The organism is Paenibacillus sp. JT31N17, from assembly GCF_056269255.1.
In genome coordinates this window covers 436,508-461,237 of the sequence record NZ_JBWDNP010000006.1, presented here as the reverse complement: position 1 = coordinate 461,237, position 24,730 = coordinate 436,508, and the positions used below count along the sequence as shown (strand labels likewise).

The 24,730-nt window shown below is 52.2% G+C and carries 20 protein-coding genes and 1 riboswitch; of the genes, 13 read left to right on the top strand and 7 right to left on the bottom strand.

Annotation, left to right across the window (positions count from 1 at the left end):
- Nucleotides 1-611 precede the first annotated feature (611 nt).
- The 10 genes from AC0YOB_RS21605 (at nt 612) to AC0YOB_RS21560 (ending at nt 11,837) form a co-directional block, all read left to right on the top strand.
- Nucleotides 612-1,817: a nucleotidyltransferase domain-containing protein gene (locus tag AC0YOB_RS21605; protein WP_475794520.1), complete on the top strand. Its 1,206-nt coding sequence runs from the start codon at nt 612-614 to the stop codon at nt 1,815-1,817.
- Nucleotides 1,789-3,000, top strand: coding sequence for a glycosyltransferase (locus AC0YOB_RS21600; protein WP_475794519.1), 1,212 nt, complete (start codon nt 1,789-1,791; stop codon nt 2,998-3,000). Before AC0YOB_RS21605 ends, AC0YOB_RS21600 begins: the two co-directional genes overlap by 29 nt.
- Nucleotides 3,001-3,008: 8 nt before the next feature.
- Nucleotides 3,009-4,214, top strand: coding sequence for a glycosyltransferase (locus tag AC0YOB_RS21595; RefSeq protein WP_475794518.1), 1,206 nt, complete (start codon nt 3,009-3,011; stop codon nt 4,212-4,214).
- Nucleotides 4,211-5,254 (top strand): glycosyltransferase, encoded by a 1,044-nt coding sequence (locus AC0YOB_RS21590; RefSeq protein WP_475794517.1) that lies wholly within the window; start codon nt 4,211-4,213, stop codon nt 5,252-5,254. The genes AC0YOB_RS21595 and AC0YOB_RS21590 overlap by 4 nt, the downstream gene beginning before the upstream one ends.
- A 23-nt stretch (nt 5,255-5,277) precedes the next feature.
- Complete coding sequence (locus tag AC0YOB_RS21585; RefSeq protein WP_475794516.1) at nt 5,278-6,435, top strand: polysaccharide pyruvyl transferase family protein; 1,158 nt, start codon at nt 5,278-5,280, stop codon at nt 6,433-6,435.
- A gap of 38 nt (nt 6,436-6,473) precedes the next feature.
- Nucleotides 6,474-7,655 carry a glycosyltransferase gene (locus AC0YOB_RS21580; protein WP_475794515.1) on the top strand — a complete coding sequence of 394 codons (1,182 nt, stop codon included), beginning with the start codon at nt 6,474-6,476 and terminating at the stop codon, nt 7,653-7,655.
- A gap of 24 nt (nt 7,656-7,679) precedes the next feature.
- The gene (locus AC0YOB_RS21575) at nt 7,680-8,867 is read left to right on the top strand and encodes a glycoside hydrolase family 88 protein (RefSeq protein WP_475794531.1); all 1,188 of its coding nucleotides are present in this window, start codon (nt 7,680-7,682) and stop codon (nt 8,865-8,867) included.
- Nucleotides 8,864-10,411 carry a lipopolysaccharide biosynthesis protein gene (locus AC0YOB_RS21570; RefSeq protein ID WP_475794514.1) on the top strand — a complete coding sequence of 516 codons (1,548 nt, stop codon included), beginning with the start codon at nt 8,864-8,866 and terminating at the stop codon, nt 10,409-10,411. Before AC0YOB_RS21575 ends, AC0YOB_RS21570 begins: the two co-directional genes overlap by 4 nt.
- Nucleotides 10,412-10,416: 5 nt before the next feature.
- Entirely contained in the window at nt 10,417-11,466 is a 1,050-nt protein-coding gene (gene galE / locus AC0YOB_RS21565) for a UDP-glucose 4-epimerase GalE (RefSeq protein ID WP_475794513.1), read from the top strand.
- Nucleotides 11,467-11,568: 102 nt separating this feature from the next.
- Nucleotides 11,569-11,651, top strand: a riboswitch (cyclic di-GMP riboswitch).
- Nucleotides 11,631-11,837 carry a hypothetical protein gene (locus AC0YOB_RS21560; RefSeq protein WP_475768883.1) on the top strand — a complete coding sequence of 69 codons (207 nt, stop codon included), beginning with the start codon at nt 11,631-11,633 and terminating at the stop codon, nt 11,835-11,837. Its footprint overlaps the riboswitch before it by 21 nt.
- Before the next feature lie 3 nt (nt 11,838-11,840).
- Here AC0YOB_RS21560 and AC0YOB_RS21555 read toward each other — a convergent pair whose 3' ends face one another.
- The 7 genes from AC0YOB_RS21555 to AC0YOB_RS21525 form a co-directional block, all read right to left on the bottom strand.
- Nucleotides 11,841-12,170, bottom strand: a complete 330-nt coding sequence (locus AC0YOB_RS21555; protein ID WP_475786084.1) for a helix-turn-helix domain-containing protein — start codon at nt 12,168-12,170, stop codon at nt 11,841-11,843.
- A 293-nt stretch (nt 12,171-12,463) separates the two neighbouring features.
- Nucleotides 12,464-14,266, bottom strand: coding sequence for an ABC transporter ATP-binding protein (locus AC0YOB_RS21550; RefSeq protein WP_475794512.1), 1,803 nt, complete (start codon nt 14,264-14,266; stop codon nt 12,464-12,466).
- A gap of 352 nt (nt 14,267-14,618) precedes the next feature.
- The gene (locus tag AC0YOB_RS21545) at nt 14,619-15,077 is read right to left on the bottom strand and encodes a lasso peptide biosynthesis B2 protein (protein ID WP_475786086.1); all 459 of its coding nucleotides are present in this window, start codon (nt 15,075-15,077) and stop codon (nt 14,619-14,621) included.
- Nucleotides 15,078-15,104: 27 nt separating this feature from the next.
- Nucleotides 15,105-15,419: a lasso peptide biosynthesis PqqD family chaperone gene (locus tag AC0YOB_RS21540; RefSeq protein WP_210037981.1), complete on the bottom strand. Its 315-nt coding sequence runs from the start codon at nt 15,417-15,419 to the stop codon at nt 15,105-15,107.
- Nucleotides 15,416-16,360, bottom strand: a complete 945-nt coding sequence (locus AC0YOB_RS21535; RefSeq protein WP_475794530.1) for an aldolase — start codon at nt 16,358-16,360, stop codon at nt 15,416-15,418. Before AC0YOB_RS21535 ends, AC0YOB_RS21540 begins: the two co-directional genes overlap by 4 nt.
- A gap of 121 nt (nt 16,361-16,481) precedes the next feature.
- The gene (locus tag AC0YOB_RS21530; protein ID WP_475768886.1) at nt 16,482-16,619 is read right to left on the bottom strand and encodes a paeninodin family lasso peptide; all 138 of its coding nucleotides are present in this window, start codon (nt 16,617-16,619) and stop codon (nt 16,482-16,484) included.
- Nucleotides 16,620-16,633: 14 nt separating this feature from the next.
- The gene (locus AC0YOB_RS21525) at nt 16,634-18,571 is read right to left on the bottom strand and encodes an asparagine synthase-related protein (protein ID WP_475794529.1); all 1,938 of its coding nucleotides are present in this window, start codon (nt 18,569-18,571) and stop codon (nt 16,634-16,636) included.
- Nucleotides 18,572-19,280: 709 nt separating this feature from the next.
- Between AC0YOB_RS21525 and AC0YOB_RS21520 the strand changes: the two genes are divergently transcribed.
- From AC0YOB_RS21520 to AC0YOB_RS21510, 3 genes are all read left to right on the top strand, one after another.
- On the top strand, nt 19,281-20,879 hold the full coding sequence (locus AC0YOB_RS21520) for an amidase (RefSeq protein WP_475794511.1): 1,599 nt from the start codon (nt 19,281-19,283) through the stop codon (nt 20,877-20,879).
- Between the two features lie 445 nt (nt 20,880-21,324).
- Nucleotides 21,325-23,124 (top strand): cache domain-containing sensor histidine kinase, encoded by a 1,800-nt coding sequence (locus AC0YOB_RS21515; protein WP_475794510.1) that lies wholly within the window; start codon nt 21,325-21,327, stop codon nt 23,122-23,124.
- Nucleotides 23,102-24,673, top strand: a complete 1,572-nt coding sequence (locus AC0YOB_RS21510) for a response regulator transcription factor (RefSeq protein WP_475794509.1) — start codon at nt 23,102-23,104, stop codon at nt 24,671-24,673. The genes AC0YOB_RS21515 and AC0YOB_RS21510 overlap by 23 nt, the downstream gene beginning before the upstream one ends.
- Nucleotides 24,674-24,730: the final 57 nt, after the last annotated feature.

Below are 24,730 nucleotides of genomic sequence, written 5' to 3'. Positions count from 1 at the left end.
TTTCTTCTTAAAATATAAGAAAGCATAAAATTTGACTTATACTTTGCTTCTATTTTTGAGTGAAGAAACTTACTGCGCCGCCATAAGGACGGCGGCAGCCGTTTCTTCTTAAAATATAAGAAAGCATAAAATTTGACCTATACTTTGCTTCTATTTTTGAGTGAAGAAACTTACTGCGCCGCCATAAGGACGGCGGCAGCCGTTTCTTCTTAAAATATAAGAAAGCATAAAATTCGACCTATACTTTGCTTCTATTTTTGAGTGAAGAAACTTACTGCGCCGCCATAAGGACGGCGGCAGCCGTTTCTTCTTAAAATATAAGAAAGCATAAAATTTGACTTATACTTTGCTTCTATTTTTGAGTGAAGAAACTTACTGCGCCGCCATAAGGACGGCGGCAGCCGTTTCTTCTTATTTGTCGTTTTATGTCGTCATCCGGAGCATGCGGACGGGATAATTAGCGGTCCCGGTCGGAAAATGGCATACTCGGACAATTTCGCATGCTCCTGATTGACAACATTCTTAGAGGGTGTTACTCTGATAGTGTGTTCGTTTTATAGAACAGTAAATTGTCATTTGTTCGTTATGATGGATTCTTGAAGGAGAACCCTATGGTCAATACAGTTGTGATTGATAAGTGTCAGCTGACCGCTCCTTTGCAGCTGATGCTCAAGATTTTAGCCGATGACAGGCGGGTCAGATGGAGTGATCATGCGGAGCTGTTCGCCGGTATGGACTGGGAGGCTTTCATCAAGCTTGCCAGGCATCACCGGGTTTATCCCTATTTATATACCAGGCTGAAGGATATCGGTCACGACCTGGTGCCGCTGCCGGTCCTTCGGGGCTTCTACCAGGAATACTGCAATAATACATTTATTATGCTCGGTTTATGCGGCGAGATGGAGCGCATCTGCAAGCACTTTGACGAGGCTCATATTCGTCCGCTTCTTTTGAAAGGCCCGGTGCTTGCAGCCGATCTCTATGGCGACATCTCGCAGCGGACCTCCTGTGATCTGGATATATTGATCCCGATCAGGGATCTGCTGCGCGCGGAGGCCGGACTGTTGGAGCTTGGTTATATCAAAGACGATTATATCGATACCGTATTGAATGACTGGAAATGGCGGCATCATCATACGACCTTCAAGCATCCGCGGACCGGCATTAAGGTCGAGCTTCATTGGAGACTGAATCCTGCGCCGTCGAAGGAGCCGGCATTCGAGGAATTATGGAGCCGCAGAAGAAGGACCCCGCTGTCGTCCTATCCGCTGTTCTATCTGGGGAGGGAGGATTTGTTTCTGTTCCTGGTTACCCATGGGGCGCGCCACGGATGGTCCCGGCTGCGCTGGCTGCTGGATATCAGGCAAATTTCGCAGCAGAATCCGGATGCCGATTTGCTTAAGAAGCTGCTGCGGGCCAACCAGGCCGCTCATATCGGCGGGCAGGCGCTTGTCCTGACCTCGCAGCTGCTGGGGATGGAGACGCAGCCGGCACTCAGGCCGCTTATGGCTGGAGCCAGGCCGGGACGGCTGGCCAAGGGAGCGATGTTCTATATTAGACAAATGGTCCAGCTGCATAGCGATCCCCTGCCTGAGGATGTCAGCCGCTACCATAAGCGTCATCTATTCTCGCTCATGACGATTCAGCAGCGGTCCCTGTTCATGCTCAGCTTCCTCTTTCCCTATCCCGAGGATGCCAGGACGCTGCCGCTGCCCAAAAGACTTCATCTTCTCTATATTCCTTTACGGCCGTTTCTGTGGGCCTGGAGAAAACTGCAGGGGGGACAGCATGAAAAACGTATTGATCGCCTCTTATGATATGGAGGTCGGCGGTGTGGAGCGAAGCCTGGCAAGCATGCTGGAAGCCTTCGACTACGACCGTCATGCCATCGATGTGATGCTCTGCCGCCATCAGGGCGATTTCATGGAATTGCTGCCTGACCGGATCAGGCTCATGGGAGAAATCCGGGCTTACTCAACCTTTCGCAAGCCGATCCGCGAAATCTTTACCGAAGGTCAGTGGTTTCTTGGTTTGTCCAGGGCATTGTCCAAGCTCCAGGCGGATTGGGCGGGAAGAAGAAAAGGCCTCTCCGAGCCCGGGTACCTCCAGATGCAGCTCATGTGGAAGTATGCCCTGCCTTTTTTGCCGAAGGTGGAGCAGTCCTACGACGCGGCGATCAGCTATTTATGGCCGCATTACTTTGTAGCCGACAAGGTCAACGCCGCAACGAAGATCGCCTGGATTCACACCGATTATTCCATGGTGGAGGCAGATCCGGAGCTGGACTTGGCGATGTGGGACAAGTTTCATTATATTGTGGCGGTATCGGAAGCGTGCAGACAGTCATTTTTGTCCCGCTATGAATCGCTCAGCAGCAAGGTGTTCGTTATTGAGAACATCACTTCCCCTGCGTTCGTCCGGTCGATGGCCGGCGGGCCGGCTGTCAATCCGATGGATCGGGACAGCCGGTTCAAGCTGCTGACCGTCGCCCGGCTGTCCCATGCCAAGGGAATTGATCAGGCGGTACAGGCTTTGAAGCTATTGAGAGACAGAGGCTTCCCCGATATTGCCTGGTACGTGGTCGGATACGGCGGCGACGAAGCGCTGATCCGGGATTTGATTCGCGGGAACGGCCTTGAGGACAGCTTTATTCTGCTGGGCAAACAGACCAATCCTTATCCGTATATCCGCTCCTGCGATCTGTATGTCCAGCCGTCCCGGTATGAGGGAAAGGCCGTGACGGTCACGGAAGCGAAAATTATCGGCAAGCCGATTTTGATTACCAATTATTCAACCGCTCACAGCCAGGTTGTCGACGGATATGATGGATGCATTGCCGACATGTCAATCGAGGGAATCGCAGACGGCATTCAGCGGCTTTACCGGGATGGGGCTCTTCGGGCTCATCTGGCCGGTACATGCATACATACCGATTACAGCAACGGCTCCGAGCTTGAGAAGCTGTATAGCCTGATCGGTGTACGGAAGGAAGGGGCATAGAGGAGCGTATGAAGAAAAGTCTGCTGTTTGTCATGCCAAGTCTGGCATCCGGCGGCGGGGAGCGAAGCCTGGTCAACCTGCTCTCCCAAATGGATTACAGCCAGTATGAGGTGGACCTGTTCCTGTTCAATCACGAAGGGCTGTTTATGGAATATGTGCCCAAAGAGGTCACTATTCTGCCCATACCGGAAAGCTATCAGCGCTTCGCCCAGCCGCTTGGGCCATCGGTCTGGTCGTTCCTGATGCAGGGTAGGCTTCCGCTGGCTTACAGCCGCCTTATGTTCAGCCTCAAAAACCGCTTCAGCCGGAATCTGTCCACAAGGGAGCAGTACAACTGGCGGTATATTTCATCCTCCATCGAGCTTCTGCAGAAGAAATATGACACTGCTATCGGCTTTCTGGAGAAGACATCCACCTATTTCTGCGTGGAGAAGGTGCAGGCCGGGCGGAAGATTGGCTGGGTTCATATTGATTATGACGAGCTCGGGATGGACCCGGACTTTGATATTGTATATTTTGAGCAGCTCGACCATATCGTCACGGTATCGGAGGAATGTGCGGCGATATTGAAGAAGCGGTTTCCAAGCCAGCAGCATAAGGTGAACGTGATCCACAATATCGTATCGCCGGCCGTGATTCATCATATGGCCGAGGAGAATCGCTCTGACGTCTACAACCGGAAAGAGGATGAGCTGATCATCCTGACGGTCGGGAGGCTCCATCCGCAGAAAGGCTATGAGCTGGCTATTGAAGCATGTAAAATCCTCGTCGGACAAGGCTATAATGTCCGGTGGCATGTCATTGGCGAGGGAGCGGAAAGAGTCAGGCTGACCGAGCTGATCAAGGTTAACCGTCTGGAGAATCACTTCATTCTGCTGGGTCTGAAATCCAATCCTTATCCTTATATCAAGCAGGCGGATCTTTATGTGCAGACCTCCAGATTCGAAGGGAAATCGATTGCCATTGACGAGGCGAAAATCTTGAAGAAGCCGATCGTCATTACAAGATTCAGCACGGCTGCCGATCAGATCCGCGAAGGGCTGGAGGGGCTGATTGTGGACATGCAGGCATCCTCTGTTGCCCAAGGGATCGAGAAGCTGTTCCGCGACAGGGGACTGCAGCGAAAAATGGCCGACCAGCTGGCACAGGCCAGGCTTGGGACGGAAGATGAAATTTATCAGCTGTACAGCCTGCTGCAGGGGGAAGTTTCATGAGAACAGAGCTGTCGTATAAGGTTAGCGTTATTATTCCTGTCTATAATGCGCAGCGGCATCTGCCGGCCTGTATCGATTCGCTGCTTGGCCAGACCCTGCGGGAATGCGAGTTCATCTTCGTCAATGACGGCTCGACGGATGACAGCGGGCCGATCATCGCCTCTTATCAAGGCCTGGATGCGCGGATCAAGCTGATCGGACAGGAGAATCGGGGTGTGAGCATGGCCCGCAATGCGGGGCTTGCTGCGGCAACAGGCGATTATATCGGCTTCGTTGACGCGGACGATTATATCGAGCCGGATATGTACGAGAAGCTGTACGGCTGTGCCGTGATGGATGATTGCGATGTAGTCGTGTCCAATATGGAGAGTGAAATCGAAGGCCGGACGGTCGTCACCAGATATCCGTTCAAGGTGAATGAGCTGCTCGGCAGGGACTACATACGTAACGAAATATTGCCTTATTTGCTCATGGCGGATCATCTGAATACGGCTGTAAACAAGCTTTACAAAAGAAGTGTGGCCGCAGCAGGAAGGGTCGCCTTCCCGGAACGGGTCCCGCTCGGTGAAGACGGGATGTTTAATATGTCGTTTTTCAGCTGTGCGTCCACGATGAAATATATCGACTATACGGGCTATCATTACCGGGAAGTGGCAGGAAGCGCAACCCGGAACATAGCCGGCAAGGATTATTTTCACCGGGCATTGGAGGTGTACCGGATGGAGCCTCCCGCCTTCTACAAGGAGATGATGCCGCCTGGCCGGATCAAGCAGCTCAAATCCGTCAGACTGATCCACAATACGGTTTCCCTCATTTATATCTATTTCAAGCCCGGCAGCGACATGAGCTTCCGGCAAAGATACGGCTATGTAAAGCGGATGATAACGGATCCTTATGTAAGAGAGTCGCTGCCTGTCTACTATGAGAAGCGGACAGGATCCATTGGCCGGTATGAAAGATGGCTGCTTGCCATGATCCGGGCCAAATTCACCTTTGGCTTGTTATGCGCGGCGGCCTACAGCAGAATCAGGAGCGCTTAAACAAAATTAATGGGGGAATTTCAGTGAAGATTATGATGTTTGCTCACGGAGGCAGCTTGAACAGAGGATGCGAGGCAATCGTCCGGTCGTCCGCATTTATTATCAAGGAGAAAATCAATGGCGCGAAGGTCTATCTATCGTCGCAGAAGCCTCATACAGACGGGATCATACCCAGACTGGACGGGGTATACGACGGCACAAGAACCGAGATCAGGAAATATTCGCTGGATTGGGCGGTGTCTTTTCTCCACTTCAGACTGCTGAAGGACGAATCTTACGCGCTGCGGAAGATCGAGCAAAAAGTGATCGGGCGGATCAAGGAGGTTGATGTCTGCATGTCGATCGGCGGCGATAATTACTGCTATGGCGAGCAGCCTCAATGGTATGAGATTGACCGCAATGTGAAGCGGAGCGGCAAGAAGCTGGTGCTTTGGGGCTGCTCCATCGGCGAAGAGGATATGTCCGAGCAGAAGCTGCAGGACTTGAAATTATTTGATCTGATCCTGGCCCGCGAGTCCCTTACCTATAACATGCTCCTGAGTAAAGGGCTGCCCAATGTCAAATTATGCGCAGATCCGGCGTTCACGATGGAGAAGGAAGAGCTGCCGCTTCCGGATGGCTGGCAGGAAGGGAAGACGGTCGGGCTTAACTTCAGTCCGCTTGTCTGGAAGCGCAACACCAAGTCCCGGGCGGCGGTGCGCGAGCTTATCTGGCATATTCTGCATACATCGGATATGACTATTGCCCTTACGCCCCATGTCATGGAGAACGACAACAACGATCATGAGATTCTCCGCCAGTATCACGAAGAGTTCAAGCAAACGGGCAGAGTCATTCTGCTCCCTGATAACCTGACTGCCGTGCAGTACAAGGGATATATCGCCAGAATGAGGTTTTTCATCGGAGCCAGAACCCATGCCACGATTGCTGCCTATTCCAGCTGTGTGCCCACGATGGTGCTGGGCTACAGCGTCAAATCCAAGGGAATCGCGATTGATATTTTCGGAAGAGAGCGTCTGGTGCTTGGAATTGCCGATATTTCCGACAGCAGCAAGCTGATCGGCAGATTCGACGAGATGCTCATGGATGAAGCGGAGCTGGTGCAGACGCTCCGGAAGTCGATCCCGAATATCAAGCGGATGTCGTACAAAGCGGTGGATTATTTGAAGCAATTGGGCTAGGAGCAAGTCAGGATAAACTTATTGGGCGGGTGGTCGGCGTGAAGAAGAAGCTATTGTTCGTCATGAACAACCTGAACTGCGGCGGCGCCGAGAAGTCGCTTATTTCCCTCCTGCAGGCCATTGATTACTCACGGTGTGAGGTGGATCTGCTGCTTTTCAAGCGGGAAGGAATGTTCATGGATAAAGTTCCGGAACAGGTCCGCGTGCTTGCGGAGCCCTCCGGCTATACCTACTTTGATATGCCGGTAGGCAAGGCGCTGGCGGGAACGATCAGAAAAGGCAGGATCGATATTGCATGGTCGCGTCTGCGCGCCGGTCTTGTCTTCCGCAGGGAGAGCAACCGGTCCATATGCGAGCAGCGGGTCTGGAAGTTTATCGGCAGATCGATGTCCGGACTCAGCAAGCAATACGACGCGGCTATCGGTTATCTTGAGAAATCGCCGGTTTATTATGTCATCGATAAAGTAAAGGCGCGGACGAAAATCGGATTTATTCACAACGATTACGACAAGCTGGGAATGGATCCCGGAATCGACCTGGGCTATTTCAAGGCGCTTGACTACATTGCTACTGTTTCGGAGGAATGCGTAAATATTCTGGCGGACCGTTTCCCTATGTACCGGGACAAAATTGTCCTGATGCACAACATCGTCTCGCCAGCTGCCGTTCTGAGCATGGCGCAGGAGAATGCTCCCACCCCGGGTAAAGGCATCACCATCGTCTCAGTCGGACGCCTGAATTATCAGAAGGGCTTCGAGCTAGCCGTGGAAGCCTGCGAGCTGCTTGTCAAGGATGGATTCGATATCCAGTGGTACATCGTGGGCGAAGGCGAGGAGAGGGGGAGGCTGGAGCAGTCCATAAAGGAGAGACGGCTTCAGGACTCAGTCATCCTTACCGGTCTTCTGGAGAATCCCTATCCCTATATCAAAACCTGCGATATTTATGTACAAACCTCTTATTTCGAAGGCCGCTGCCTGACGGTTACGGAGGCGAAAATCCTGCATAAGCCGATTGTATCCACCGACTTTAAAGTGATATACGACCAGTTAACCGACGGGCATAACGGTTTGATCGTGGAGCAGAATGCGGCTTCGGTCTATCAGGGCGTTAAGAAACTGATCACCAGCGAGACACTCCGCCGGCATCTGACAGATAACCTGAGGCAGGAAACACTGGGAACCGAGCATGAGATCCATAAGCTGTATCAATGGATCAGCTAGCAAGAAGGGGCGAGGCTATTGTATATTCCGTTACTATGTTGTCTGCTGCTGCTTGCCGCAGTAGTACTCATTATTTTAATTGATGCTATTCCGCTATTCGCGGACTGGCTCAGCCGCATTCGTATCGGACGATACCGCGATCTCAAGGAGTGGAACGAATCCGTCACCCAGAGGGGCGCCCAGTGGCTGAACCGTACCCCGAAGATGAAGGTGACCGATAATACCAGACTGGTCGTGATTGATATGCTGCAGGGAAACTATACCAAGAATGCGATCCAGCACTGGCAAGAGGCGTCCCTGCTTATCGGCTTGTCGGAATATGCGGACAAGAACAAGGATCGGGATATCGAGAACGAAATCAGAAAATACGTGAAAGCCAAATTTGACAGCAGCGGGAACTGGGTGGAGAAGCCCAGGCATATCGATGGCGCCATCGTGGCTTATGCTGTGATGAAGCAGCAGTGCATCGATCCGGATGGATTCAAGCCGGCGTTCGACTACATTTGGGAGTTCATTAAGGAGCATATCGGGGATGACGGCACGGTCATGTACCGCAAATCGATGAAGAACTACCGCTATGTCGATACGATCGGCTTTGTCTGTCCTTTTCTTGTCGCGTACGGTCTCCGTTATGACAAGCCGGAATGCGTGGAGCTGGCCGTCAGGCAGCTGGTCGAATACGAGAGGCACGGCATGCTTGATCATCATTATCTGCCAAGCCATGCTTACCATGTGGATCATAAAACTCCGCTTGGCTTGTACGGCTGGGGGCGGGGCTTGGGATGGTTCGCCATCGGGCTCATGGACGCCTGGCGCGAGCTGCCGGCGGCTCATCCCGACAAGCCGCTGCTCGAGGGGATGATTACGAGATTTGCGGCAGCCTCCCTCGCCTTCCAGGGCACGGAGGGGAACTGGAACTGGACGATTACCCGCCAGGAGTCCAGAGCGGATTCGTCGGCCACGGCGGTGCTTGGCTGGTTTCTCGGCGAAGCTTCGCATCTGGAGCATCTCGCGGAGGCTTGCTCCAAGGGATCGCAGCGGGCAGCCTCTTATTTGATGAAGGTAACCAGGCGCAGCGGTGCAGTCGATTTCTCCCAAGGGGATACGAAGGATATCGGCGTATATTCCATGCTGTTCAATATTTTGCCCTTCACGCAGGGGTTTTGCATCCGGATGATGACGGACAAGGGCCGGGATCAGGTGCCGGCATGAGAGTCCGCAGCTCATTAATTAATATTGCGGCGGGACTCGGCAACCAGATCGTGATTACGGCCCTCAGTTTTATTTCCAGGACAGTGTTCATTAACAGCCTTGGCATCGAGTATCTGGGTATTAACGGATTGTTCACCAATCTGCTGACAATGCTCACGCTGGCGGAGGCGGGTATCGGCTCCAGTATTATCTACAGCCTCTATAAGCCCGTCGCGGACAATGACAGGGACACCATCAACAAGCTGATGAAGCTGTACCGGAATGCCTATCTGGTCATTGCTCTCATCGTGGCGCTCCTTGGCTTATCCGTGCTGCCTTTCCTTGACCATTTTGTCAAAGATTCCAGCGTGGAGCATCTTACGGCCATTTATCTGATTTTTTTGCTCAATACCGTCACCCCATACCTCTTCTCTTACAAAAATTCATTTCTGAACGTCAGCCAGAAGGGATATATCGTGACGCTTGTGTTCACCTTGTCTTCGATTCTGTCAACCTGCCTGAAAATAGGAATTCTTACTTACACGAAAAACTATATTCTTTTTCTGATGATAGACAGTGTGATCACGCTTAGCACCGCGGTTATCCTGACGGTAACCGTCAACCGGATGTATCCGTTCCTGCGCGACAAGGTCAGCGGAGGGCTGGACAGCGTGACGAAGAAGGGGATCATCAAGAATGTGAAAGCCATTGTCCTGCAGAATACAGGCAGCTACTTCGTGCTTGGGACGGAGAATATTCTCATCTCAAGCTTCGTAAGTGTTGCGGCTGTCGGCTTGTACTCCAACTACAAGATGCTGATCGAAATCGGGCGGACCTTTATCAATCAGATTTTCAGCAATATGTATCACAGCATCGGCAATCTGGTATCCAAGGAGAGCAAGGATAAGATATTTGCAGTGTATAAAGTGACGCTGCTGCTTAATTTCTGGTTGTATTCGCTGTTTGTCATTCTCTTGTCCCTATTAATCGAACCGTTCATCACCCTGTGGATCGGTCCGGATTTCCTGATGAGCGGCAGCGTGCTCGTTCTGCTGCTGGCTCTGTTTTATGAAAGAGGCATGAGAAATTCCATCACGACGGTGAAAACAACGGCAGGCATCTTCCATCAGGACCGTTATGCCCCGCTCATTCAGGCGGCCGTATGCCTTGGCGTGTCCATTACGCTCGTCCAGACGATCGGGATAGCCGGCGTGTTTATCGGGTCGCTCATCAGCAGCTTGGCCGTTCCCTTCTGGACGACTCCTTATTTTGTCTACCGGAATGTATTCCAGCGGCCCTTGACGGATTATTTCAAGACCTATTTCATCTATACATTGGCAGGCGCGGGTGCTTATGCCCTTGCCAGCGCAGTATGCCATTTCATTCCCGCGAACGGCTTTGCAGAGCTGATAGGGAAAGGCATTGCGGGCTTTTTCACCGTGAATGTTCTTTATATCGCACTGTTTCACCGTACGGAAGAGTTTGGCTATCTGCTCGGAATCAGCCGGAGCATCATCCGCAGGCTGGCGATGAGCCGCAAGGTCAATCACAATATGGAGGGATAATCCTTATGGCGATATTGGTTACCGGCGGGGCCGGATATATTGGAACCCATACCTGCGTCGAGCTGCTGGAGGCCGGATATGACATCATTGTGGTGGATAATTTCGCCAACAGCAGCCCGGAGGCGCTCAATCGGGTAAAGGAAATCACAGGGAAATCCTTTCGGTTCTATCAATTGGACGTAAGAGACCGCAGCGCTCTTGAGGCCGTTTTTGCAAGAAATCAAATCGATGCCGCCATCCATTTTGCCGGTCTCAAGGCGGTCGGCGAGTCGGTTCGTTCACCGCTTTGGTATTATGAGATGAATATGAACAGCACGCTGGCGCTGTGCGAGATCATGAGCAAATATGGCGTGCACAAGCTTGTGTTCAGCTCTTCTGCCACCGTGTACGGGGCATCCGGGGATATGCCGGTGTCCGAGAATTCGCCCATTGGCGCATCCAGCCCCTATGGCCGCACCAAACAAATGATTGAGCAGATATTGCAGGATCTGGCGGCATCCAATCCCGAATGGGGAATCAGCATTCTCCGCTATTTCAATCCTGCCGGCGCCCATAAGAGCGGGAGAATCGGTGAGAATCCCTCGGGCACGCCTAACAATCTGATGCCTTATTTGTCGCAGGTGGCTGCCGGGAGGCTGGAAGAGCTGAGCATATATGGAAGCGACTATCCTACCCCTGACGGCACGGGAATCAGGGATTACATCCATGTTGTAGATCTGGCGCTTGGGCATATCAGAGCCCTTGGACGCATTCTGGATTCATCGGGTCTGAATATTTACAACCTGGGAACCGGGCGAGGTTCAAGCGTTCTGGAGATGATAGCGGCCTTCGAGAAAGCGACGGGGATTCATGTGCCGTACCGCTTCGCTGCCCGCAGGCCGGGGGATATTGCGGTCAGCTGCGCGGACATCCGGAAGGCCAGACAAGAGCTTGGATGGACTGCAGACCGTTGTATCGAGGAGATGTGCGAGGATACTTGGCGATGGCAGGCGAATAATCCCGAAGGCTACGATATCCATGAGAATCGGTTCATGACTGCTTTACTAAAAATGTGAATTATTCGACAAAATTAGTTGAAAAAATCAAAATTCGATCGCACGAAGCGACAGCATCAGCGGAAAGGCTTGATTATAATGGTGAATATAGAAAACGATTACATTTAAATAGGAGACGAAGAAGTGCGTTTTTACCTGGGCACCTTAAACGCATGGAGTCAGTGGTGCAACCGGCCGAATTCGGAGCGGAGGAAATGGTTATGGCGCTTGCAGAACGGATTCGCAAGGATAATTTGGACAAAGAGTGGGTTGAATTGATTATGATCGCACGGGCAATGGGGCTTGACCGGGAAGTCATCCGGGGTGTTCTGAGCGCCCTCCCGAAACTGGAAAACGGCACATTACCCATGGAAGAAAATACATCTACATAGTGCCTAATCCTTGTGGAGCCTCCATTTGTTGAATTCCAGAAATTCTTTAAACTGTTCCTTGCTCACGCCTGATGCCATGGCTTCGCGTACGAGGTCTTCCCATTCCCGGTCAAGCTGCCTTGCTTCGTCATCGGACTTCTGGACGTGAAGCAGTTCTTCTACGGAAATACCCAGTACGGTTCCGACTTTCTCGAGAAATTGAATGGAGGGATTTTGCTGAATCCCACGTTCAATGGAACTTAAGTAGGACTTGGCCACGCCCGCCCGCTCAGAGAGCTCGGTTAAAGAGAGCGCCTTTCTTTTGCGCAGCAGTTGTATGCGTTCTCCAATCATTATACGTATCCTCCAATGTTATAGCTTGCTGAACCTTATTATATCGGATTCTTCTTCATTAAGAAAGAATCTGTTGCTTATAACGAACAGTTGCGGAAAAGTGAACAGCGGTTTTATTGCGCTGAAGACTTTTCCGCTTTTTTTTTGAAATATATGAAAGTATAAATCCCGATTATACTTTGCTTATATTTCTGAGGGAAGAAACCAGGGTTTTGCCGCCAAAGGACGGCGATAGCCGTTTCTTTTCATGCATGGCCGCATGAATCTGCCTGTTTCCTCATCCTCTACGGCAGCTATACAATGGCTTCCTTCTGATTATCAAGCAGATGGCCGAATACTCCGTCCCGATCAGACGCAAGCTGCATGAAGCCTCCGCGCTGCACCACTTTCCCCTGATCAATGACAATGACCTGATCCGCGTGACGGATTGTGGATAAACGATGGGCGACCACAATAATGGTCATAGTTCCTTTCAACCGCTCCAGCGCCTCCTGGATTTTCTTCTCGTTCTCGGTATCCAGCGCGCTTGTCGCCTCGTCCAGCACGAGCACGGCCGGTTTGCTGATGATGGCCCGCGCCAGCACAAGCCGCTGCCTTTCGCCTCCGGACAGCCGGATGCCCCTGTCGCCAATGAGCGTTTCCAGCCCCAGAGGCAGCGCACGGACAAATTCAGCGGACGAGGCGAAGTCCAGCGCTTCCCACAGCTGATCCTCGCTGGCATCGGGCCTGATCATCAGCAGGTTTTCCCTGATGCTGGCATTGTACAGAAAGGGGTCCTGCGCCACATAGCCGATGGACCGCCGGTAGGCAAACAGATTCGCGTTGGTAATGGGTTCTCCGTCGATGAGAATCCGGCCCGATTCAGGCTGCATCAGGCCCATCAGCAGATCGATCAACGTGCTTTTTCCCGCGCCGGAACGTCCGACAAAGGCTGTCATCCGGTTAGCGGGAATGAACAGATTAATTGCCTGAAGCGTATGCGCAGCCTCCTGCCGGTGGTAGCGGAAATACACATTGTCACAGGTAAGCCCATGCTCCAGACGAAGCGGGGCCGGACTCAGGCCGGCAGGACCCGCCTCGTGCTGCTCCACCGCTTCCGCGCATTCCTTCTGGAGGCTGATGAGCGCTTTGAAGGCGGGGACCGTTGCCGCCAGCTGCTCCAGATTGGATTGAATGCCTGTGAATCTCGGCCACAGCCTGGCGAAGATCAGGATAACCAGCAGAAGCTGGGGACCCTGCGTATGAAAGAACTGGAATGAGATAAACACGAAGCCCGCGATCAATAGAGCAGAGGATATTTTGTAAACCAGCTGCGAATTCATTCTGAGCCGGATATACTCCATCTGCTCATGCATCATCCCCTGGGTAAGCGAATGAAGCCAGCCCAGGCGGGATTCCTCGAGGTTGTTGCTCTTGATGTCCTTGATACCGTTCAACTGATCGGTAATGCCGGCAAGGTAGCTTTGCGAGAGCTCCGAGGTTTGACTGCCGAGCACCTTCGCCTGATGAATATATTGGCGCGAGAACAGCGCAAGAACCGTTCCGCAGCCCAGTACGAATAAAGTCATGGCCGGCGAGAGCCAGAAGGCGAACACAATCTGGATAAGCGTAAACAGGAAGGAGGTCACGAGCTGGAGAAACAGGTTGATTCCGCTAATGACGCGCGCAAGCTCGATCGTTAACAGATTAATGAGATCCGACTTCCTCTTCTGGAGGAAAAAGGACCACCTGGACGCGAGCAGTGTGCTGTAGGTTTCAAAGCGCAGCTTGCGGCTGAAGATCTGCTGGATCTCCACATTGCGGATCGTTATTTTACGCTGAATGAGATTTTGACCGAACACGATCAATACATAAAGAGACAAAATCAGGGTCAGCGCCAACGTCTGTGGCATTGCCCGCAGCTCTTCGAGAATTTTGAAATCGTAGCCGCTTGCCTGCTGTACGCTCAAAATCCCACTCATGCTGATCATGGGGATCAGCAGCAGAATGCCGAGACTTTCAAGGAGACTGCTGAATACCATACCAAGCAGATTGATTGTGAGGGCAGCTCCGGAATAAGCGTATAGACGCTTCATGTAATGCAGGATGGGGTTCATCAAACTCGCTCCTAAAGTGAGACCTCTCGCCACCATTCCTATGAACGGCGGCAGCCGGTTTTTCCCGGCCTTATAGCCTGTATCAGTTTCACGTAGATAAATGTCTATAAGGTCTATGCGAAGAAACTAACTTAGCCGCCAGTGGATGGCGTCAGCCGTTTCTTCCCGGCCTTATAGCCTGTATCAGTTTCACGTAGATAAATGTCTATAAGGTCTATGCGAAGAAACTAACCTAGCCGCCAGAGGACGGCATCAGCCGTTTCTTCCCGCCTTATAGCCTGTATCAGGTTCACGTAGATAAATGTCTATAAGGTCTATGCGAAGAAACTAACTTAGCCGCCAGTGGACGGCGTCAGCCGTTTCTTCCTGCCTTCGCAAATTTCTGCACAACGATAAACCGGTTCATAACTTCCGCGCCGGTAATATAGACGGGGCCGCTGCGCAGCCAGGCATGGGCAATGAGCTGCCCGGTCTTGTCTTTGGCAGTTCCCATGTAAAGGGTGCTGTCGATTCTGCGGCGCTCCAGCATTTTCATGCCCGCGATGGCGCGCACCAGACATTTGCTCTCCCATGGCGTATGCCGGCTAACGGTATTGATTGCATGCGCGACCTGTCTGATTGCAGGCATACAGGGCGGGTCATAGTCCAGGGAGGTTTCCCGGGTCTGCTCTCCCAGCTTCGGGGCGATGGCGGCGAATGGCCGGAACAGCTGGCATCGTGCCCAGCCCAGCAGCAGACATGCCTCGACGAACATGAGCAGCGTCCTTCTGTCCGTATGAAGCAGCTTGCGGAGAATTCTGAAGATTTTCATATGAGGTCCCTACTTTTTAAATGAAAATTAGGATGCAGACAGATGTTCATCCGCTTGGGCGTACAGGATCAGTTCATGCTCGAGCAGATGGTTCAGAAACAGCAAAACATCGCGTTCGCATTCGCTGCTGTCAACCTCGTATTCAGCCGTCAACGTTTCAACGATCCGGACAACGGGACTGCCTGCGCCGATCAACTCCCACATTCTCCCGCCGGTCTCTCCCAAATTATAATATTTGCCATTGCGGACGCTCAGCATGACCTTCTCGCCATCCATGTCGCTCACGATATTGCCGGGGTATTGCGAGACAGTTCCGGTCGGCTGTACAACGCTTGGGTTCATGATGCTTCCTCCTTTTGAATGGTTTCGAGCAGAAGCGAACTGAGCAAGTGCGCGGTGAATCCGGAGGCGGGACGGCCGATCCGGTATACCGGAAGCCGGTTGATGAACCGGACAAGCATGCCGAAATGCCATTCCATGAGGCCCATCTTCTCCATTAACGAGCGGCGGAAGGTGTGGCGCAGCAGGGTATGGAACCGTTCAAGCCCGTCAACCGGCTGAATCCCGGTATCGGTTTCACCCGGCACCAGCTCGAATACGCCGCCAAGCGGCAGGGGAGAAGGGTGAAACCCGGAGCGGACCGGCACCGCAAATTTAAGCTCACGGTCAAATAGCGGCTTGCAATCTGTATGATGAATGCCGAGTTCGTCGATACTGTTCTGCCACAGCTTCTGCTGCGGGTAGGAAGAAAGCACGATTGGCATATGATCTTCATTGAGAATAACGGGAATGACGTCATCGCTCAGCAGCCGGCAGCCGCGGTCCAGCAAAACGGAAGCGAGAGTGGATTTTCCGGCACCGGAATGTCCCACAATGGCATAGGCTTTCCCGTCGATAGCGACAGCGCTGCCGTGCAGGGGAAGAATTCCTCTTTGCAGAAGCAGCACACCCATACAGGTGCCCAATACATAAAGCCTGATTTTGTCCGGATCCGATTCAGGGAAAGGGGAAACGGCAATAGAACAGCCATCCTCGATACGGAAAATGGCCACATCCGGCACCTGGAACATGACTGCGCTTCCACGAACGACCCAGATTTCATCCAGAGCTGCTTCTGCGTTCCATAGCGGCAGTAAATCCGCAACGCTAATGGTAGCGGGAGCCTGCTGCTGCAGATTTTCCCCGGTTGACCCGCAGGCTTCGGTCAGCTCCGGAAGCGGAATGGCGCTTTGAATGACGCAGCCAAAAGCGTGATAGTAAGCAAGAGCGGTCGTTTCGATCATCATTTTCACTCCAGTTGATCCGATTCATAATTCAGTCCATAGCATGCGGATGCGTGAGCGCCCGCAAACGGTTGACAGCCGCCTATATACACTCTGGTACATAAGCGGCCATCAATGAAGATTAGCTGTAGTGAATGTTTTCTGTGGGATCCGGTTGAACAGCATCAGGCAGATGAACGCCTGGTCCTGCCATAGTCATTTTGTAGTCAAGAACTTCCAATGATGGCGCTTGCCATTGTTTTTTGGCTTCGTTTTGCATAGTATCACCTCCTCTCAAGTCTGTTTTTTGATAAAGCGGTAGAAGATCAGGCCTCTCATCAGAATCCGGTAGTTGAAATCAAACGCAAGCTCCGGCCGGGGCTCGGTGCCGATCTTGCCCAATGAATCAGCCAGCTGCTCCGTATTCAAAAATTCTGCAGCCGCAGGGTCTGCTATAAGCTGATGCAGCTCGCTTATAAAAGCATCCCATGATTCGGCCATCCGGTGCACGCCGTCGGCACCCTGAACGCCGCGGGTGCGATGGTTCAGCCGGACGTTGTCGGGCAAATAACCTTCGGTGGCCCGGCGGATCAAGGCGCGGTCTACGCCGTTTTGGACGAATTGATCGTCAGGGACGGAGAGGCAGAAGCGGATGACGCGCAGATCATTCGTCGGGTCGCGGTCCCACATCAGATATTTGAGCGACAGCTTGGTGCCGATCGTACCGTTAATGTTCCAGAAATAGAGCTGCTTGAACTGGTCCTCTCGGATGGCGTAGGCGCTGTTCAGGGGAGAACCCCATGTGTTAAGCCCATAGGTTTGCAGCTTCTCGAATACCTGCGTCCGCTTCGCAAACTTCGGATTGATCAGCATCGGCAGCTGATAATCGCTTTTTTGCGTCGTAAACCTTCCATAGAACGGGAAAGCCTTTTTGCCGACGACGGACATGACCCGCGACTTCTTCACGCCAAGGCTGTGGCTGTACTGCTGCAGCTCCCGGTAGAAGCGGATCCAGCGGAACTGTCTGATCAGATTGACCTGATAATCCAGCGCCGGTCCCCATGAGATGGTCCAATTGCCCCGCTGGCCGTTCAGCATGACGCCGATGTTCTCGTGGTAAGCCCGTTCGTAAATCCCCTTCAGCCAGAACGAATTTTCAAAAAACTTATAGGGCATCTCCATCGTCTTCAGCCAGTCATCAATCTCGGAGAACGGGCTCAGCCCGGGGAAATTCAAATAGTTGTCCTTGATGTTGCCCACATGGCTGACGGTGGACATGATCAGGGGACGCTCGTCGGCAATCCTGCTCTTGGGCGTGAAATCAACGAAATCCTCAAGCGGATAATAACTGAAGGAATGCAAGGGCTTATTAGCCTTGCGCAGCGCTCTGGCGGCGAAGCTTGCGACCGAACCCGAATCCAGTCCTCCGCTGAGATGGGCGCCGACCTGACGGTGCGTCCGGATACGGGAGGTGACTGCCGCGTTGAACACCTCGCGGAACGCTTCCTCGTACTCCATATCGGACTTATAATTCAGCCGTTCTTCCGGCTCCAGCGTGCAGTATCTGGAGAACGTGATCCTGCCGCCCGAGACAGTCAGGCTGTGGGATGGCGGGAGCTGCTGAATATGCGAATAGACGGTAGAGAAGCAATCGACAGCATCGGTGGTCACGGGAATGGCCAAAAATTCCGAGATCCACTGTTCATTCATGCTTTTATTCAGGCCGGGAAGCGTGAATAAAGGCTCTATGATGGTGCTGAAGGAGAAAAGCTCAGACGAACGGGCCAGATACAAGGTGCGGTTGCCCGAAAAATCTCTTGCGCCGAAGAGCGACCGTCTGCGTTCATCCCAGATGACAAAGGCGAAGTCGCCGACGAGATAGCGGGGGGTATCTTCCCCCCATTGGTCATATGCCAGCAGGATGAGCAGGCTGTCAGGCATGTCGTCGCGGTCCTCGCGGGGGACGTTCAGCTGGTCAAATAACTCGGTGCGATTATCGATGATGGCATCCGCCGTAATGGCAAGGCCCCGCTCCCGGTCATGGAAGGGAAGGATTTCTCCCACGGATTCCGGCGTGATCCATTGTGCATGGCAGCCGAGAAACGCGCCTTGCGCTTGCCAGGTATGTACCCGGTCGGCAGGATAGGGCTCAAACTGGGCCATCAGCGCATCGCCCCGCCCGGGTTGGATCTCTTCATGATTCATATGATAAATTCCGGCAATCGCGCTCATGGTAATTTTCCAGCCTTTCATTGACGATTCCAGGGTGATGGGGATGTTAGTTGCTGTTCTTTTTATAGAACGTTGGAGCAGCAATAGGAAAGCCTGATCCCCAATGGTAGGTTGAAATAATATTTTTAGTAATATTTAAGGCTTATTGAAGAAGAAGAGGCTGTTTTCATGTTCGTTATAAAGAACTTAGTCCTAGATTAGCATTTAATATAAAATCTTGTCAACCGGCATTTTCAAACTTAAGTGCCGCTGTGGTCCCGTCATGCTTGAACATCAAGCGGCGGGAAGGCTGCCGGAGCAAACAAGAGTGTTGTTCGATATAGGAATGAACAAATAAAGTGGGATTTTTCGGCGGCTGGAACATATAGTTGAAAGGGGTACGATAAGGAGCAAACGGAATTTGCGATATTATATATATCATAGTGCTAACAGTAATATGACTTAAAAGATTGAATTAAAGAAAATTAAAAGCTTTATTTCGAAAGATTCATTCAGTTTCAAGAGAAAATTAAATATTATTGACTTATTGAGTCATATATATTGACATGAAAATTATGGAATACTAGAATAATAGATACAAAACGTATACATAAGAACTGCGTAATGGGTTGTAGGACGGAGGTGGCTTCTCAGGAAGACTGGGTGAAATCGTCTTGAAAACGGTCTTATTTCACTGTGGAAATCAAAATTTGCAGATTGGGAGAGGTGTATGACAGCAATGAGAACCCCTTATCGTTTTTTTGCGTTGAAACGATCCGTATTCGTCGCTCTCTTATTTTTATTGGTAGCAGCTTTACTTCCCTATACCCCTGCAGCTTCGGCTGCCGACGAATTTCAATTTGAGGAAATAACCCTGCAGGAGCTTCAGGCAGGTTATGCCAAAGGCGACTATACGGCTGAGAAGGTCGTCCAGGCGTATCTGGACCGCATTCAAACGTACGAGCCAAATTATAATGCTTTTACGACAATGAATACAAAGGCCTTGGAGGAGGCCCGGGAAATCGACCGCCGCCGGGCTGCAGGAGAAACGCTGGGGAGCCTGGCCGGCGTTCCGATTGTAATCAAGGAAGCGGTGGATATGGCCGGATTTCCCTCCACGATGGGATGGGCGCCGCTGAGCAAGGAGAAGGGCGGCATTCAGCTGATCCCCGAGACGGATGCCCCGGTGGTGGCAAGGCTGAAGGAAGCGGGAGCGATCATTCTGGGAAGAACCAATATCCCGACGTTCAGCAATTCCGGCACACGCGCTACGTCGAGCTGGGACGGAGATACCTATAATGCGGTAGACCGCAAGCTGGTTCCCGGTGCGAGCAGCAGCGGAACGGCAATGGCGGTCTCGGGGAACTTTGCGGTGCTCGGTATCGCGGAGGAAACGGGAGGCTCCATTCAAAATCCGGCAGCTGCCCAGGCGTTGGTTGGAATCAAGCCGACCTTTGGACTCGTGCCGAATGCGGGTGTGGTACCGCTTGGAGGAAGCACGCGGGACGTCATCGGCACGCATGCCAGAACCGTTCATGATGCGGCGGCGATGCTTGACGTGATTGCAGGCTACAGCCATGAAGATCCGAAGACCGTTGCTTCGATCGGCAATATGCCGCGCAACGGCTACACCTCGCAGCTTAATCAGCTGGCGCTGAAGGGCAAGCGGATCGGCCTGTACGGGAAAGGCTGGCGGGATCAGGAGCTGACGCCGGAAACCCAGGAGCTGTATGACCGTGCCGTATCAGAGCTTGAGAAGCAGGGCGCTACCGTAATTCCGGATCCGTTCGCAGGGACGGAATTTGCCGAATTCGTCAAAGCTTCCGGATCGGTGGGCATTGAATCCGTTATCTACGATATGGAAGATTATCTGGAGCGGCTCGGGCCAAGCGCCGAAATCAATTCGGTACAAGAGCTGATGGATAAAACCGGTCAAAAACCGTCCATCTTCGACCGGTACAAGGAGGATATGCCCGATCCGAATTCCGTGGCGGATTTGTCCAATTTCGTGAAAATCCGTACCAAATACCTTCAAATCATTAACGATGTAATGGATTTCTACGATCTCGACGCTCTGGTTTATCCTCAAATGTTTAAAGAGACGCCTCTTCTTGACAGCAAGGATAATATTGGCGCGACCACTGTTTCCGAAATTAATATAGCCGGGATTCCTCTCGTGACGGTGCCAGGCGGCTATTACAAGAGCGGTTCCCCGTTTGCTGTCGCCTTCATCGGCAAAATGTGGAGCGAAGCCAGCCTGCTGGGCATGGCCTATGACTATGAGCAGTCTACCAAATACCGTGTAGCGCCGGTGCTGCTTGGGAAATAAAAAAGAGACAGGCAGCGCTCATTGCTGTGAATGACGAGCGCGGTCAAGAATGGATGGATAGAGTGGGGCTGCGGCTCGTTATTATTAATGAAGTTAGATCGTAGATGACCGGATGGGATCAGGTTCAGGCGATATTATAGAAGAGAAATCTTTCATACCAGTCTTCAAATCTTGCAATAAACTTCAAAAACCTTGCGTCGCGCGGCGCAAGGTTTTTTGTTTTGTGCGGGTCCAGCAGCTCAGGGCTTAGACCAGCCCGGCCCGGTAAAGGCGCTTCATCAGGCTTTTTTGCCCTTTATATTTTTTTAACAATTTTTTTTACATTGCCATAACCATATGAACATTGTATACAGGTACATTGAACATGCGAAGGGGGATGGGGGAATAGAAGATAGCTTGCTGAATGCAGCATTACTCTCGGCCGCAGCGAGGAGGGAACCGCATCATGAAAAATCAATTCATGGCCTTGATCGGGAGTATGGATTTCAGAAACAAGCTGATCATTTTGTTTATGATCATTGCGATCGCGCCGCTCAGCGTGCTGGGCATTCTGTCGTATAATCATTCTTCCTACACGGTTCAGGAGAAGGTGTACCAAACGGTGCTGGAAAGTCTTTCCCAGATTACATACAGCATGAATTATTTCATCAGCGATATTGAGCAGCTGTCGATGTACATCTACAGCAACGAGGACGTTCAGGAGGTTCTCTCTTCAGGCAGCGCGGACCGTACGATCAGCGAGCGCTATGCGGATGAACAGAAGATTTCGGCCATTCTGGAGTCGTTTGTGGGCTTTAAGAAATGGGATATCGAAATTTATATATTGGGCAACAATGGGGAGCGGTTTTTTACCGGCGATGTGCTGCCTAAGCAATACGACAACATCGATTCCAATTGGGGATTGTTCCGCAAAGCCCGGCTTGCGGGCGGCAACGCCGTATGGGATACCCACTATACGCTGAAGAAGCTCTATGATTTCGGCACGGCGGTGGCAACCGGGCGGGTCCTCAAAAATATAGAAACAAACGAGGATTTGGGCTATCTCGTCATCGATATTATGGAATCGGCGCTGGTGGACAAATATGCGAGAGCGCATCTTGTGCCGGACGGCCAGATTTTTCTGCTGGACCGTTTCGGCAATGTCATGTCCAGTCTGCCCAAGCATCAGATCGGAACGAAGCTGCAGGCCGAATTTCTGCCGAATGTGCTGGCCGGGACGAAGGGCTATTTTGAATCCAGGGACGATGGCGGGAACAGGGAAATGATCATTTACGACACTTCCGAGGCGACCGGCTTCAAGCTGGTCAGCGTCATGCCCGTCAAGGAAATGATCAAGGAAAGCCAGAGCATCCGGAAGCTGACGATCGGCGTAATGCTTGTCGGAATTATCGCGGCGTTCGGCTTTGCGTATATCGTCTCGAGCAGCATCACCACCCCCTTGCGCAAGCTGCGCTCGCTGATGAAGCAGGCGGAGAAAGGCGATCTTGGCGTATCCTTTTCCTCCAAATACAAGGACGAGGTGGGCCAGCTGGGCCAGAGCTTCAACCGCATGCTGCAGGAGATTCAATATTTGATCAATGAAAATTACGAGAAGCTGCTGAAGCTGCGCGAGGCGGAGCTGAAGGCGATTCAGGCGCAGATCAATCCCCATTTTCTGTACAATACGCTGGACTCCATTAATTGGATGGCCCGCATTCACCATGTCGATGAAATATCGCGGACGGTCATTTCCCTGGGCGAGCTGCTGCGCTACAGCATTTCCAAGGGCAATCAGATCATTCTGATCAGCGAGGACATGAAGCAGATCCAGCATTATCTGGCGATCCAGAAGATGCGGTTCAGGGAAAAAATCACGATGGAAATCGAGATGGAAGACGAAATCCTCTCCTTTTATACATTGAAGCTGCTCATTCAGCCGGTTGTGGAGAATGCAATTGTGCACGGCCTCGAACGGAAGAACGGCAAAGGAACGCTGCGCTTTACCGGGCAGGCCGCTGGCGACAAGGTCCGGTTCACCGTCAGCGACGACGGGGCCGGCTTCGTGCCGGACAAGCATGAGATGGGCACGGCGAAGGCGGGCACGGGCATCGGGCTGGAAAATCTGCGCAGAAGAATGGAGCTGCAATTCGGCGACAGCGCTTCGCTTCATATCGTCAGTAAGCCGGGTATCGGAACGACGGTTACGATCGAGTTTCCTCAAATTAAACAAGCGGGTGAAAACGATGTTCAAGGTCATGATTATTGACGATGAATGGCTGGTAAGGGAAGGGCTGAAAACAACGATTGCCTGGCATGAAATGCAGTGCGAGATCGTGGGCGAGGCGGATAACGGCATCGATGCATTGAGGCTTATCGACGAGCTGTCGCCGGATATACTGCTGTCCGACATCCGCATGCCGGGGATGGACGGGCTGGAGCTTGTTCAGACCATTTCCCGCAGGGATTCAGAGATTACGACGATTTTTTTGACAGGCTTCGACGATTTCTCCTATGCGCAGCAGGCGGTGAAGCTGGGCGCTTTCGACATTCTGCTGAAGCCGTCCGATCCCCATGAGCTCCGCAAAACCTTCGGAGAAGCGACCCGCAAGATCACGCTCCGCAGGCAGCAGATGGACTATACGAAAATTCTGGAGAAGCATCAGCGGACAAGCCAGCCCTTCGTGCTGGAAAAGGTGCTTCAGCATCTCCTTACGGATACGGCAAGCATGCAGGACATGCAGCTGCTGTACGAAGCGTTGGAAGGTTTTCTGGAGCCATTCGAAGCCTTCAGAGTCGCTGTCGTCGATTTTGGAGGCGGCGATGCGGATGCGCTCAAGGAGCCGGGCTGGGAGTCAGGCGCCGCCGCGTACTTCAGGAGCTGTGCGCTGACTGACCCCATCCCGATGAACAGCGGCGTTTACGCGGTTCTCCTGAGCGAGGCGGGAGGCTCGAGGTGGCGGGAGGGGATTCCGCAGCGGGAATCCGGCTGGCACGGCGGACCCACCATCAGCCTCAGCCGCGTCCATCATGGTCTGCTTGCACTTGGCAAAGCCTATGACGAGGCCTGCATCGCCAGGCTCCATCATGTATTCTTGAAATCGCCGACCGTTATCAGCTACGAGAACTTATCGAATGATGCCGTATCCTCGGAAGTATGGGATGAATCGGAAGTCGTCGAAGCGATCAAGTGGGGATCGGAGGACAAGCTGAAGGAAGCGCTGCAGGCACTGTACAAAGCTCTGCTGTGGCGCTCCGGCGGAAAAGAAGCCGATCCCAAGCAGTTTCGCGTGCAGCTTGTATTTGGCGTTTACAATCTGTTGACCTTGCATTTCCACGAGACAGGCGGTCTGCCGGAGCTGAAGGGCGTACTGGAAAAGATGAACGAGCTGCGTTCCAGCGAGCTCATGCTCGATTGGCTGGAGAGCATGGCAAGAGAGGTGCGGACCCGGTATCTGGAAAGCAAATCGCCCTCCAGGAATGAGATCGACGCTGTGCTGGATTATATTCACGACCATTTTACAGAAGAGCTGATGATGTATGATTTGGCCGCAAGCCTGCATATGAGCGAGAGCAGGTTCAGCAAGCTGTTCAAAAAGCAGGCCGGCAAAAGCTTCATGGACTATATTACCGAGCTGCGCATTAACAAAGCGAAGGAATTGCTGCTGGATCCGGAGGTGAGAATCGGCGAAATTGCCTTAATGGTCGGTTATCAGGAGACGCGCTATTTCAGCCAGCTGTTCAAGAAAACGACGGGGATGACGCAAAAAAGCTTCCGCAGGAAGCTTGAAAAGCTTAAAAACAACAAGGAAAAATAACGAACATAAATGAAATTCTACCGCGTTGTTGGAAAGGACCCTGCGGCTCTATAGTGG